Source organism: Limnobacter humi (assembly GCF_024518835.1).
Lineage (GTDB): Bacteria > Pseudomonadota > Gammaproteobacteria > Burkholderiales > Burkholderiaceae_B > Limnobacter > Limnobacter humi.
The window spans coordinates 392,914-405,875 of record NZ_JANIGO010000001.1 but is presented as its reverse complement, the minus strand read 5'-3'; the positions used below and the strand labels follow the sequence as shown (position 1 = coordinate 405,875).

Genomic DNA, 12,962 nt, shown 5'->3' with positions numbered 1-12,962 from the left:
GGTTCCAAGCTCGGGAGAGACAAATCATGACAAACCATCTGAATTGGCTGCTGTTTTTCCAGCCGATTGTTGACGGCGAAGACACGGTCTGGTGGGAGATGCTGTTCTCCGGCCTGCTGTGGACTTTGGCCACCTCCGCCGTGGCGGCCGTGATTGCATTCACGGTGGGCTCGCTCATGGGCGTGTTGCGAACCACCTCGCACAAAGGCTTGTCCTTCATCGGCAACGCTTATGTTGAAATTTTTCGGAACGTGCCGCTCATCGTGCAGTTCTTCATCTGGTATTTCGTGATCCCAGAATTCATTCCCCCGCTGAAACAATGGTCCATCAATCAGGACCCGACCGAGGTGCAGTTCATCACCTCCGTGGTGTGCTTGGGTTTGTTCACCGCGTCGCGCGTGGCCGAGCAGGTGAAGTCCGGCATTTTGTCGCTGTCGCGTGGTCAGCGTGCCGCTGGCTATGCACTGGGCTTTACCGAAGCGCAAACTTATCGCTATGTGCTGCTGCCCATGGCGTACCGCATCATTGTGCCACCCATGACCTCCGAGGCCATGAACCTCATCAAGAACTCGTCGGTGGCACTGACCATCGGTTTGACCGAGCTCACCTTCCGCACCAAGGAAATGGGCGAAAACACCTTCGCATTTTTCGAGGCCTACATTGCGGCCACGGTGCTGTACGTGATTGTGGCCATGTCGGTGAACCGCATCATGGCGCTGGTTGAACGGCGCACGGCAGTGCCGGGTTACATCGCGGGAGGCAAATAAATGAACAGTCTCGACTTCAGTGCGATCAGCACCTCGCTGCCCTACCTCATGGGCGGTCTGGGTTACACCGTGCAGCTCACGGTCATCGCCTGCCTGGGCGGCATTTTCTTTGGCACGCTGCTGGCCTTGGCCCGTTTGTCCAGCATCAAGGTGCTCAGCAATGTGGCGGCGGGTTACGTCAATCTCATGCGGTCCATCCCGCTGATTTTGGTGATCTTCTGGTTTTACTTCCTGGTGCCCCTGGTGTTGCAGGCCATCACCGGGGCAGAACGTCCTCCGCAAATTGGTGCAGATCGGTCGGCTTACATCACCTTCATCATGTTTGAGGCCGCATTTTTCTGTGAAATCATGCGTGCGGGTATTCAAAGCATTCCCAAGGGGCAGGTTGGTGCTGCCTATGCGCTGGGTCTGACGTACGGGCAGACCATGCGTCTGGTGGTGCTGCCGCAGGCTTTCCGCAACATGCTGCCCGTGTTGCTCACCCAAACCATTATTTTGTTCCAGGACACCTCGTTGGTGTATGTGTTGTCGGTGACCGATTTCCTCGGTGCCGCTTCCAAGATCGCCCAGCGGGACAGTCGCCTCGTGGAAATGTATTCCTTCGTGGCGGTGGTGTACCTGGTGATTTGCTTTACGCTCTCAATGACCGTGAAAGCACTCCAAAAGAAAACCCAAATTATCCGATAGCAGGAGCGCGCTGTGATTGATATTTCCAACGTCAACAAGTGGTATGGCAATTTTCAGGTGCTCACCGATTGCACAACCTCGGTTAAAAAAGGGGAAGTGGTGGTGGTGTGCGGCCCTTCCGGTTCAGGCAAGTCCACGCTGATCAAATGCGTGAACATGCTGGAGCCATTCCAGAAAGGCACCATCACCGTGGATGGTATTTCCGTGGGTGACAAGGGCACCGATTTGCCCAAACTGAGGTCTCGCGTGGGCATGGTGTTTCAGCACTTTGAGTTGTTTCCACACCTCACCATCACCGACAACCTCACCCTGGCCCAAATCAAGGTGTTGGGCCGCTCCAAGGACGAAGCCATGGCCAAAGGCCTGGGGCTGCTCGACAGGGTGGGTTTGAAGGCCCATGCCCACAAATTTCCCGGGCAGTTGTCAGGGGGGCAGCAGCAGCGTGTGGCAATTGCACGCGCACTGTCGATGGACCCGATCTGCATGCTGTTCGACGAGCCCACCTCCGCACTGGATCCTGAAATGATCAACGAAGTGCTGGATGTGATGGTTGAGCTGGCGCAGGAAGGCATGACCATGATGTGCGTGACCCATGAAATGGGCTTTGCCCGCAAAGTGGCCGACCGTGTGATTTTCATGGACAAGGGCCATATCGTAGAAGATTGTACAAAGGACGACTTTTTCGGTACGCCCCGATCAGAGCGTGCGCAGCAGTTCCTGTCCAAAATTCTCAATCACTGATTGCGGGTTTTTGATGCGCGAGAACGCCTCGGTTCGCCGGGGCGTTTTTGTTTTGGCGGCTCTGTGTTGGCGGCCTGCGCGGTGACCTCGCCCTTTGCGACGGTCCATTGGTATCTCCCTCGCTGGGCCTCACGATCGCTGAGTTTCGCCCTCCAAAAAACACGGTCGGGAACGAAACTCTGAACTTGCCCATGGGGTGCCCAGTGGGCAAGTTCACCGCGCCTGCTTGGCACGCTCTGGCCAATGGCCCTGAATGTCGCTGCAGGGGAGGTGAACCGCGCAGGCCCCCCCAGCAATGCCGGTGTGCCCGGCGCCGAACAGTCAGCCCCCGATCGGTTTGACCCGCACAGCATTCGAACACATGGACCGAGATGTTTGAGCCACGTAGTGGCGAGTTCTCGGGACGGTTCGCGATTTTGCCCAATGCGGCGCGGGGCAACCTTTGCTTTTCGGGGGGCGTTTGGCACGGGTGACCGGGGTTGCTGGGGGCTCTAGAGAAGCACGGGCTACCGATCCATCATGTCCCGCGCTTTGGCATATTTCACAAAGCTGTTGAAGCACCCGATCACGATGTGCACAAACCCGGGCCATCCATCCAGAAACCCGCGCCGCACCAGGTAGAACTTGATGAACCGTACCCAGGGTGACAACACCAGTTTGGCAAACCCCGGCCGTTTGCCGCGAATCACCAGTTGCTCAGCCTGAATGGTGGTGTAGCGGTTTTGCTTGGTCAAATAACTCTGGAGGGTTTCTGCAGATTCATGGAGCAAATCACCATGCAACCGCTGAACAGCCAAGCCACCGTGTACTTCCACCTTTTCATGCACGGCGTCGTTACTCCAACCTGCGCGTGCGCGGTGAAACAGCCGACGGGACCAATCCGGATAGCCTTCTCCGTGGCGCAGATACCGGCCCATGAAAAAATTGCAGCGCGGCATGTCAAAGGCGGCAATACCGGGCAAATCAAGCTCACCTCTTGAGCCCGAAAAAATCTCTTGAATGCTCGCCATCAGTGAAGGGCTGACCCGCTCATCCGCATCCAGGCACAGCACCCAGTCAAACCGGGCTTGAGCAACCGCAAATTGTTTTTGCGGTCCAAAACCCAGCCACTCCTTGAACACCACCCGTGCACCGTATTGCTCAGCCAGCGCAATGGTGTTGTCGGTACTACCGGAGTCCACCACCACGATGTCCTGACAAAAGGCCACGCTGCGCAAGGCGGCTTCCAATTGGGAGGCTGCGTTCAAGGTAATGAACACGGCCGACAAGGGCAGTGTGGATGTGGCGGTTGGCTTGGACATCAAATTTGCGATCCTTGGGGTGCGGTGTGCGGCGGACGGGAAAGGTTCTGCTTACAATGGTGCATTCCAATCCCATGCCCTGCGCTAGATGAAGCGTATCTTAATTGTTAAAACCACGTCCATGGGTGATGTTATTCATGCCCTGCCGGTTTTGCATGATCTCAAGCACCACAACCCCGGGCTGGCCATCGACTGGATGGTGGAAGCACCTTTTGCCGACCTGGTGAAGGCCAATTCCTTGGTTCACCGCGTGGTCCCCGTGCAGTTGCGGGTGTGGCGCAAGCAGGGTTTGAAACACTTGTGGCAGCAATGGAAGGCCTTGCGCAGCAGCCTGGCCGACACCGATTACGACGCCGTGATTGATTTGCAAGGTTTGCTCAAGAGTGCGTTGTTAGCCTGTGCGGCCAACGGGCCACGCATGGGTCCCGGTTTTGGGTATGCCAAGGAAGGTTTGGCGGCGTTGTTTTACTCACGCCGTGCGGGATGGGACCCCCAGGCCCATGCGGTGGAGCGCTTGCGCGAGTTGGCTGCAGGCTTGTTGAATTATCGTTTGCAAGGCCCACCGGTGTTTTATTCCAGCCGCCCGGGCAAACAAGTGCCCGCCATTCCCAAGGCGGGGGAAATCTGGTTCTTGCACGCCACCGCTCGGGATGAAAAAAAATGGCCCTTGGTGCAGTGGCGTGAGCTGGCGCACCGGTTTTCTGATTTGGGTTATCGCATTTACTTGCCGTGGGGTTCGGCAGCAGAGGAGCTGCAAGCCCAAGCGATTGCTGAACGAATCGACCATGTGGAGGTATTGCCTCGAATGAACCTGGCGCAACTGAGTGAGCGCATGCAACAAGCACACCTCGTCATTGGTGTGGACACCGGGTTGACCCACTTGGCGGCAGCCCATTATTTGCCCCTGGTGGCCTTGTTTTTTGCAACGCCCGCTTGGCGTTTTGCGCCGCGGTTCAATCCCCATGCCATCAGCCTGGGCGATGTGGGCCGTGTGCCAGCCGTGGGTGAGGTGTTCGAGGCCGCCAGTCGATTGATACGAGGCAACAAGCTGTGATCGCATCCAACGCCTTGCGAGGCCTGTACACCCTGCTGCTGGCCTTGGTGCAACCACTGCTCGCCTTGTATTTGTTAAAGCGTGCGGCTCGCCAGCCCGAGTACCGTGCCGCATGGTCTCAGCGTTTTTTGGCTGCAGTGCCCAAGTGCGACATGTTGACCAATGGACAGCGGCGTCTGTGGGTGCATGCAGTGTCGGTGGGTGAGGCCCATGCCATCTCCCCCTTGGTGAAGCATTGGGCCAAGGTGTACCCCGCCGATGTTTGGGTGATTTCATGCACCACACCCACCGGTTTGGCCACCTGTAAAAGCCTCTACAGCCACTTGAATGGCGTGGTCTTTTGTTACCTGCCCTACGACCTGCCCTGGCTGATGTCTCGTTGCATGGCGAGGTTGAAGGCCACGTCGCTGTGGTTGGTGGAAACCGAGTTGTGGCCCAACCTGTTGGCGGTTGCTCGGCGGCGCGGTCTGCCGGTGGCCTTGCTCAATGCGCGCATTTCCCCCACCACGGGCAAGCGCTTGAGGCAGCTGTCGCTGTTAAGCAAACCAGCCATTCAGGCGTTGCACACGGTGGTGTGCCAAACCGCGGCCGATGCGGCGGTGTTTGAGTCCCTGGGCCGCCCGGTGGATGCCATTTGTGGCAATTTGAAATTCGATGTAGACCTTCGTCCGGAGTTGGCTGCCTTGGGGCGACAGTGGCGGCAGGTGGGGCAGGGCAACCCGGTGCTGCTGTTTGCCAGCAGCCGTGAGGGTGAAGAGCCTTTGTTGCTGGAGGCCTTGTTGCGGACCCAGTTTTTCAAGCGCATGCCGCAGGCGGCAGTCTGGATTGTGCCTCGCCACCCCCAGCGCACCGACGAGGTATTTGAGCTGATGGTGCAGGCTGCCACGCGATTGGGGGTGGCCCGGCCAGTGCGGCGAAGCCAGTGGGGCACGCAGGCCGACGCCACCTTGGTCCCCAAGGGCACGGAGGGGCGCGGCCAAGTTCGTTTGGTGCTGGGCGACAGCATGGGTGAAATGCCCGCTTATTATTCCCTGGCAGACCTGGCGTTGTTGGGGGGCTCATGGCTTGAGCTCGGTGGACAAAACCTAATTGAGGCCTGTGCGTACGGATGCCCGGTGTGGATGGGGCCGCACACTTTTAACTTCAAGAAAGCTGCAGAGGATGCGCTGGCGGCTGGTGCCGCTCGGCGGTTTGAGTCCCTTCAGGCCGCTTGTGAAGCATTCATGGACAAACAGTTTGACTTGGAGGCCATGAAGAAGTCGGCTTTTTCGTATGCGCGCAGCCACCGGGGTGCCACACTCACCACGTTCAATGCGCTGAATGCCCGATTGATCTAAAGACCGTTGTTGACCAGCAGGGTATTGATCCGGTCGACACTGTCCACGCTCAGCGCGCCCACAGCGGCCTGCAGTTCCAGCATGCTGACCAGTGCGCTGTAACGGGCCTTGGACAAATCCCGCTGCGTGGCATTCAGTTGCTGCTGTGCGTTCAGAACATCAATGTTGATGCGCACACCCACTTCGTAACCCGTTTTGTTGGCCTTCAAGGCCAGTTCACTGGACTTGACTGCGGTTTCCAGTGCTGCCACTTGCGCCAGGCCGGTGTTTACAGCCAAAAATGCAGATTTGGCACCTTGAACCGCGCCGCGGTTGGCCTGTTCAAGCTGGTTCTGGGACTTTTCAAGCAGTGCGGCTTGTTGCCGCACTTTGCTCTGCGTGGCTCCACCGCTGAAGATGGGCACGGTGACCGCCAAGGTGAGTGTTTTGTTGTCCACATCGATGGTAAAAGGCCTGCCGCTGGTTGCATCAAACGACTGCTGGCTGGTGTTGACCACCTGGGCATTCAAATCCACAGTGGGCAAGTGGCCCTCGCGGGCCTTTTTGACTTCGCGCTTGGCGATGATTTGCGCCAACCGGGCCTGTTGTACGTCCAGGTTGCTGGCTTGCGCCCGCTCTGCCCAAGCGTCCACTGTGACGGGTTCAACGCCTTGCAGATTCACATCCGGCGACAACCGGGCCAGCATTGGTGCCCGTTCTCCCACGATGTTTTCCAGCACCAGGGTGCGCACGTCCAATTGGTTGCGGGCAGCCAGTTCTTGCGCCACGATCAGGTCATACCGGGCTTGTGCCTCTTGTTGATCGGTGATGGTGGCAGTGCCCACTTCAAAATTGCGTTTGGCCGACGCCAGTTGCTCGGTGGTGGCGGCCTTTTGGGCTTGAAGGTTGCGAAGGTCGTCCTGCGCGGCCAGTACATCAAAGTAGGCTTTGGACACGCGCAGGATGAGGTCCTGCTCAGCTTTGTTCAAAGCCAGTTTGGCAATTTCGCCACTGAGTTGGCTTTGTTTGTAGCTTTCCCAGGCTTGGGGTCGAAAGAGGGCTTGGTTCAGGTTCAGGGCGTAGGTTTTTGGGGTGTCCGAGGTGGACACCGAAAACCCCCGCAGACTGCTGGTGGTGTCTTCTTTCTTGAATTGTGCGCTGGCGTTGAGGTTGGGGAGCAAGGCACCCCGTGCCTGGTTTTCAAGCTCCAGATCAGCCTGGGTTTGGGCTTGCGCTGCCAGGTAAACCGGGTCACGCAGTTTGGCCAGTCGAACCAGGGAGGCCAGGTCACGGACTTGCGCCAGCGCTGGGCTGGCGGTGGTCATGCAGGCTGCCGCCACAAAAGCCAGGCCAAAGCGCCGGGCCGCCAGGTTCAAACCACAATCCAGCAGTCGGCGCATGGGTCTTAAAATGTGAATGCAACAGCCTTCGGTGCGTTTTGCAGCACTTCAGCCTGGGTTTCAAAGAGGGGTTTCTGGCTGATTTGCCCTTGGGCGTTTTTGTCAGCCTGCACCACTTGCATCACGGGTGCCTCGCCCACAATGCCGATAAAACGGCCACCGGGCTTGAGCGCGTCCAACAGCACGGTGGGCAGCACAGGGCTGGCACCGGACATCACGATGGCATCAAATTGACCCAAGGCTTTGGCTTGTTCAAAGCCACAACCTTCGATCACTTTCACCCGGGTAATGCCATTGGTTTTGAGGTTTTGGCGGGCCAGTTCAGCCACGGCCGGGTTGGCCTCCACCGTGGTGACATGGGCGCACAGCTGGGCCAGCAGGGCAGCCATGTAGCCGGTGCCAGTGCCAATTTCCAGCACCTTGGCTTGGGGGTCCAGTTCGAGTTCCTGCAGCAGCCGGGCTTCCATTTTGGGGCTCAGCATGTGCACGCCGGTGTCCTTGCCCTGCACGCGGATGGGCAGGTCGCAATCGGTGAAGGCCAGTTTCTGAAGGGAAGGGCAAACAAACTGTTCACGCTTGATCACGCCCAAAAGGTCCAGCACGCGCTGGTTCAGTACATTCCAGGGGCGGATCTGCTGTTCAATCATGTTGAAGCGGGCCAATTCGAAGTCCATGGTCAAGTCTCGACTTTTCAAGAAAAATTAATCAGTTAACCCACTATTTTATCAAACCCGGCTTTCCCTGAGGCGTTTCTTTTGCAAACGCCGGGCTTTGGCATTTTCCAACAGCCAGATCAGCACCGGCACCACCAGCAAGGTCAAGAGGGTGGAGGTGATGACTCCGCCGATCACCGCGTGGGCCATGGGCGAGCGCTGCTCGCTGCCTTCCCCTTGGGCCAGGGCCAGCGGCAGCATGCCAAACACCATGGCCAGCGTGGTCATGAGGATGGGGCGAAGCCGGGTTTCAGCCGCCTGAATAAGCGCATCCCGCAGGGCTGTGCCTTGCCGCAGGGCTTGGTTCACGAAGTCCACCAACAAAATGGCGTTCTTGGTAACCAGGCCCATCAGCATCACAAAGCCAATGATGGAAAAAATATTGAGCGTGCTGCCAAACACCAGCAAGGCCAAAATAACCCCGATGAGGGATAGGGGCAGGGACATCATGATGACCAGCGGTTGCACAAAGGAAGCGAACTGCGATGCCAGAATCAGGTAAATGAACACAATCGCCAGGATGAGCGCCTGCAGGGCAAAACCGAGGGTGTCCTTGATGTCTTTGGTGGAGCCGCCGTAGCTGATGCGGTAACCCGGCGGCAGGTTCAATTGCGCGATCTTGGTTTGCAGCGCCTGCGACACTGTTCCGGCAGCCGCACCCTGCACGTTGGCCGTGAGCAGCACCTCGCGGGTCAGGTATTTTCGATTGATCTGGGCGGCTGCAAAACCCGGCTCCAGGTGTGCAATATCGCCCAGGCGCACGGTTTGGCTGGTATTGCCACGCAGCGGCAGTCGCGCCAGCTGTTCGATGCTTTGCCGCCCAGCCTCGGGCAACTGCACCACCACGTCGTAATTTTCTTCGTTGGGCGCCCGCCAGGTGCTCACGGTTTTGCCGCTCATCAGGGGTTCAATGGTGGCGTTGATGCTGCTGACATCAATGCCGAAGTCCGCCGCCCGAGCGCGGTCCACATTCACCCGCACCGTCGGCTTGGTGGGTTTGAGCGAGCTTTCCAAGTCCACCAGTCGCGGGTCTGCTTCCATCAGCGTTTGAATCTGGCCCGAGAGTTTCTCCAGCACGGACAACTCTGGCCCCAACACGCTGACCTGCACCGGTTTGCCTGAGCTCACATTGACCTGTTGGCCCACTTGTGTCACTGCAACACCGGCAATCGACTTTAATTCGGTGCGCAGGATGGTCGACAATTTGGCCACTGTGATTTTTCGCTGATTGCGCGGCACCAGCTTCACGAATACGGTTGCATAGTTTTTACCGGATGCAAAGCCCGTGTTGATGGTGGTGTAAACGGTGGTGACTTCCGGGTGCTGTCGGACCATGGCCTCCACCTGCAGGGCCTTGCGCTGGGTGAGCTCAAGCGGTGAGCCTTCAGGCGTGTGGAATGACACACTGAGTTCACTGTTGTCAGGCTGTGGCGTGAATTCCACTCCCACAAACTTCAGCAGGCCAAACGAGGCAAAGAAACTCGCCAGTGCAATCGCGATGACAGTTTTTGGCCAGCGCAAGCCCCATTTCAGCAGGCGGACATAGCCTTGCTCCAGCCGCAGCATCAGGTTCTGGAAGGCATTGAGCAATCGACCCATCCTGCCGGTGTAACCCTGTCCATGCGCTTGAGGGTCGTACCACACCGAGCTCAGCATGGGGTCAAGCGTGAAGCTAACGAACATGGACAGCAACACTGCACAGGCCACGGTAATACCAAACTGGTGAAAGAACTGGCCGATGATGCCGCCCATGAAACCCACGGGCAAGAACACCGCCACAATCGAGAAGGTGGTGGCCAGCACGGCCAAACCAATCTCCCGCGTGCCTTCCAGTGCAGCTTCTTTGTGGTCCTTGCCCATTTGCAAGTGGCGGACAATGTTCTCCCGCACCACAATGGCATCGTCTATCAGCAAACCCACGCAAATGGACATGGCCAGCAGGGTGAGCAGGTTGATGGTAAAGCCCATGGCATACAGCACGCTGAACGTGCCAATCAGCGAAATCGGCAGCGTGAGCCCGGTAATCACCGTGCTGCGCCAGGAGCCCAAAAACAGAAACACAATCACCACCGTGAGTAGCGCACCCTCAATCAGCGTGTTACGCACATCCAGCAGCGAGTTGCGGATTGGTTTGGACTGGTCCCGGGTCAGGCTGAGTTTGACCTCGCCGTGCAGTTCCTTCTCAATGTCGGTCAGGGCCTCTTTGAGGTCGTCCACCACATCCACCGAATTGGCATCCTGCGCTTTCAGCACATCCACCGACACCACGGGTTTGCCGTTGACCAAGGCCAGCGATTCAATGGTTTTTTCACCGTCCCGAATTCGGCCCAGCTCCCCCAGGCGAACCTGACGACCGTTGCGGATCGTCACGATCAGGTTATTGAAGTCGTTGGCGGAGTCCAGGCGGGCATTCAGTTCAACCACAGCCTCGGTGGTGGTGGTTTTCAGCCGCCCCAACGGCAGGGTCTGGTTGTCCCGGCTCAACACCTGCATGACTTCTTGCGGTGTGATGGACAGGCGGTCCAGGGCCACCGGATCGAGTTCAATCAGCAACTGCCGGGTGGCGCCGCCAACCAGGTTGGCAGCACCCACACCACGCACGTTTTCAATGCGCTTTTTGATGACCTGGTCGGCCAGCAGGGTGGTTTCCCGCAGGGTGGTGTTGGCCTTGACTGGTTCGATCAGCACCGAGGCGATGGGGAAGTCGTCGGGATTGAAGCGGGTGATGACCGGTTCGGAAATTTCATCCCGCAGGGCGGGGCGAACCAGGGCGACTTTTTCCCGCACGTCCTGCGCGGCGGCGGCTGAGTTGGTCAACAGGTCAAACTCTGCAATGATGACCGAGGTGCCTTCATAGGAGCGGGAGGTCAGGGTTTTTAGGCCTGACAGCGTGTTGATGGCTGTTTCAAGTGGCCGGGTTAGTTCCGCTTCCACAATTTCTGGCGAGGCGCCCGGGTATTTGGCAGTCACCACCACCACGGGGAAGTTCAGGTCGGGGTATTGGTCAATCGGTAGGCGGTAGTACGCAAACAGCCCAACCACCAGCAGGGCAGCCATCGCCATGGTGGCCATCACCGGGTTGTGGATCGAAATTCGGGTGAACCACATCGCGACTGCTCACTGTGCCGTGGGTTGAATGGAGACGGCAGCGCCGTCGGGCAACGGGCCCAGGTTGACGCCCACAATGCGGTCGCCGGCATTCAGCCCTTCCCGAACTTCGATTAGACTCACGCCCTGCGCTGACACCTGTTCCAGACCGGTGCTCACAGCCACCGTTTGTAGCGTGTTTTGAGCGCTGATTCGATACACCACCGGCTTGCCTTGCACTTCTCGCAAGGCGGTTTTGGGCACCTGCAGGCCTTGTTTGGTGCTACCCAGAGCCAGCCGGGCTGTTGCAAACTGGCCCGAGCGCAATTGCTGCTGCGGGTTGTCGACCTTGAAGTACACGGCCACGGTGCGGCTGCCCTGCACGCTGCCAGGGCTGATGCGGGTCAGCATGGCCTCGAAGGCTGGCAGGTCAGGGCCTGCATTCAGGCTGGCTTTCTGGCCCGGTTTTAGGCGCACCAGGTCATCCGGGTTCACATCCGCTTTCAGTTCCATGGTCCGCAGGTTCAGCAACTCCAACAAGATGGTGTCTGGTGACACTTTGCTGCCCACCTGAACTGGCACCGGTCCCAACACACCCGAGAACGGCGCTTTGACTTGGGTGTCAGCCAGTTGCTGGCGGGCTTGCGCCAATTGGGCCTTGGCCACGGCCACTTGGGCCTGGGCTGCATCGTAGGCCGCTTTGGTGTTCAAGAGGGCCGTTTCGGAGACAAAGCCTTCTTTAACCAATCGCTGGTTGTTGTCGTATTGGGTTTTGGCCTGTTGGGCCTGGGCTTCTTGAGCCAGCACAAAGGCCTCGCGTTCTTGCACGCGCAGCTGGGGGTCGGTGGGGTCGATTCGCACCAGCAGGTCGCCTTGTCGCACACTTTGTCCTTCCAGGGCTTGAATGCTCAGCACGTTTCCGCTGACCTTGGAGCGGATCACGGTTTTCTGCTCAGCCTGCAGGGTGCCCGTGACGTAAAGGGAGTCCTCGATGGGGGCTGTTTGTACAGTGACGACATCGGCCTGGGCCAGCAGCAAAGGCGCTGGCTGGGCTGGCGTTTCAGCTTTTTGGGTGTTTGCGGAGGGCGAGCACGCTTGCAGACTCGCCAGAAGCACCAGGCTCAACAGGCGCAGCATTTGCGCCTTTGCCTTGGGTAAGCTGCTTTTGCTTCGGGCAGGTGAGACCATTTAAAACCATCTGTAAGTGCGCCTCAATGTAGCGCATCGGGTTGGTGTCGATGTTGCAGCAGGTGTCCAGGGTGCGTTTCCACAACCCCAGGGTCACCAGCGGCGCACACAGCACTTTAGCAGCGTATTCCACATCGATGTCAGCGAATTCACCACGTTGTATACCTCTTTGCAACAGACTCTCGAGGTAGGCCCACCAGGGGGCGATCACGGTGTCGTGGAAAAATCGGCCCAGCTCCGGAAAGGCGTTGGCCTCGGACATCACGATTTTGGTCAGCGAACTCAACTCGGTGGACCCGTAACGCTGCCACCACAGGTGCAATGCTTCACGAATGAGCGTGGATGAAGATTTGTCGTCGTCCTGCTGGTGACGGGCCTCGTCCACGATGGGCGATACATGCTCAATGACAACGGCTTTGAGCAGTTCTTCCTTGTTGGGGTAGTACAGGTAAACGGTGCCCTTGCTGACCCCAGCGTTTTTGGCCACATCTTCCAGGCGGGCGCCTGCGTAGCCTTTTTCGCTGAATACGCGCAGGGCAGAGGTCAATAATTCTTGCGGCCGGGCGTCTTTGCGCCGGGTCCAGCGGGGGGTTGCGTTGGCCACACAATGCTTCATGGGTAATGCGTCTGTTGGTTTTGGTTTCTTTTCACTATAGTGTTTCATTCTTCACCGAGTCAACGCTTGTGGCTTCATTGCACGTTGAAGGG

Annotated in this window: 11 protein-coding genes; 5 read left to right on the top strand and 6 right to left on the bottom strand. The window is 58.2% G+C overall.

Annotation, left to right across the window (positions count from 1 at the left end; translation table 11 throughout):
- Positions 1 to 26: 26 nt before the first annotated feature.
- From NQT62_RS01920 to NQT62_RS01910, 3 genes are read left to right on the top strand one after another with little or no spacing between them, the layout of a single operon-like run.
- Positions 27 to 767 (top strand): amino acid ABC transporter permease, encoded by a 741-nt coding sequence (locus NQT62_RS01920; protein WP_256762866.1) that lies wholly within the window; start codon positions 27 to 29, stop codon positions 765 to 767.
- Entirely contained in the window at positions 768 to 1,454 is a 687-nt protein-coding gene (locus tag NQT62_RS01915) for an amino acid ABC transporter permease (protein ID WP_256762865.1), read from the top strand. It abuts the gene before it with no gap.
- A gap of 12 nt (positions 1,455 to 1,466) precedes the next feature.
- Positions 1,467 to 2,195: an amino acid ABC transporter ATP-binding protein gene (locus NQT62_RS01910; protein WP_256762864.1), complete on the top strand. Its 729-nt coding sequence runs from the start codon at positions 1,467 to 1,469 to the stop codon at positions 2,193 to 2,195.
- A gap of 506 nt (positions 2,196 to 2,701) precedes the next feature.
- Here the strand turns inward: NQT62_RS01910 and NQT62_RS01905 are convergent.
- A complete protein-coding gene (locus tag NQT62_RS01905; RefSeq protein WP_256762863.1) occupies positions 2,702 to 3,496 on the bottom strand; it encodes a glycosyltransferase family 2 protein in 795 nt (264 codons plus the stop codon).
- 88 nt (positions 3,497 to 3,584) lie between these two features.
- On the opposite strand from NQT62_RS01905, the gene waaC reads away from it, so the two are divergent.
- Together waaC and NQT62_RS01895 are read left to right on the top strand one after the other, a co-directional pair.
- Entirely contained in the window at positions 3,585 to 4,550 is a 966-nt protein-coding gene (gene waaC, locus NQT62_RS01900; protein WP_256762862.1) for a lipopolysaccharide heptosyltransferase I, read from the top strand.
- A complete protein-coding gene (locus NQT62_RS01895; RefSeq protein ID WP_256762861.1) occupies positions 4,547 to 5,887 on the top strand; it encodes a 3-deoxy-D-manno-octulosonic acid transferase in 1,341 nt (446 codons plus the stop codon). The genes waaC and NQT62_RS01895 overlap by 4 nt, the downstream gene beginning before the upstream one ends.
- Here the strand turns inward: NQT62_RS01895 and NQT62_RS01890 are convergent.
- The 5 genes from NQT62_RS01890 to NQT62_RS01870 are packed head-to-tail and all read right to left on the bottom strand — an operon-like array spanning position 5,884 to position 12,858.
- On the bottom strand, positions 5,884 to 7,266 hold the full coding sequence (locus NQT62_RS01890; RefSeq protein ID WP_256762860.1) for a TolC family outer membrane protein: 1,383 nt from the start codon (positions 7,264 to 7,266) through the stop codon (positions 5,884 to 5,886). The two genes, NQT62_RS01895 and NQT62_RS01890, sit on opposite strands and share 4 nt — an antisense overlap.
- Before the next feature lie 5 nt (positions 7,267 to 7,271).
- Entirely contained in the window at positions 7,272 to 7,940 is a 669-nt protein-coding gene (locus tag NQT62_RS01885; RefSeq protein ID WP_256762859.1) for a protein-L-isoaspartate O-methyltransferase family protein, read from the bottom strand.
- 51 nt (positions 7,941 to 7,991) lie between these two features.
- Positions 7,992 to 11,087 carry an efflux RND transporter permease subunit gene (locus tag NQT62_RS01880; RefSeq protein WP_256762858.1) on the bottom strand — a complete coding sequence of 1,032 codons (3,096 nt, stop codon included), beginning with the start codon at positions 11,085 to 11,087 and terminating at the stop codon, positions 7,992 to 7,994.
- A 9-nt stretch (positions 11,088 to 11,096) separates the two neighbouring features.
- Positions 11,097 to 12,203, bottom strand: coding sequence for an efflux RND transporter periplasmic adaptor subunit (locus tag NQT62_RS01875; RefSeq protein ID WP_256762856.1), 1,107 nt, complete (start codon positions 12,201 to 12,203; stop codon positions 11,097 to 11,099).
- Positions 12,127 to 12,858 carry a TetR/AcrR family transcriptional regulator gene (locus NQT62_RS01870; protein ID WP_256762855.1) on the bottom strand — a complete coding sequence of 244 codons (732 nt, stop codon included), beginning with the start codon at positions 12,856 to 12,858 and terminating at the stop codon, positions 12,127 to 12,129. Before NQT62_RS01870 ends, NQT62_RS01875 begins: the two co-directional genes overlap by 77 nt.
- Between the last annotated feature and the right edge of the window lie 104 nt (positions 12,859 to 12,962).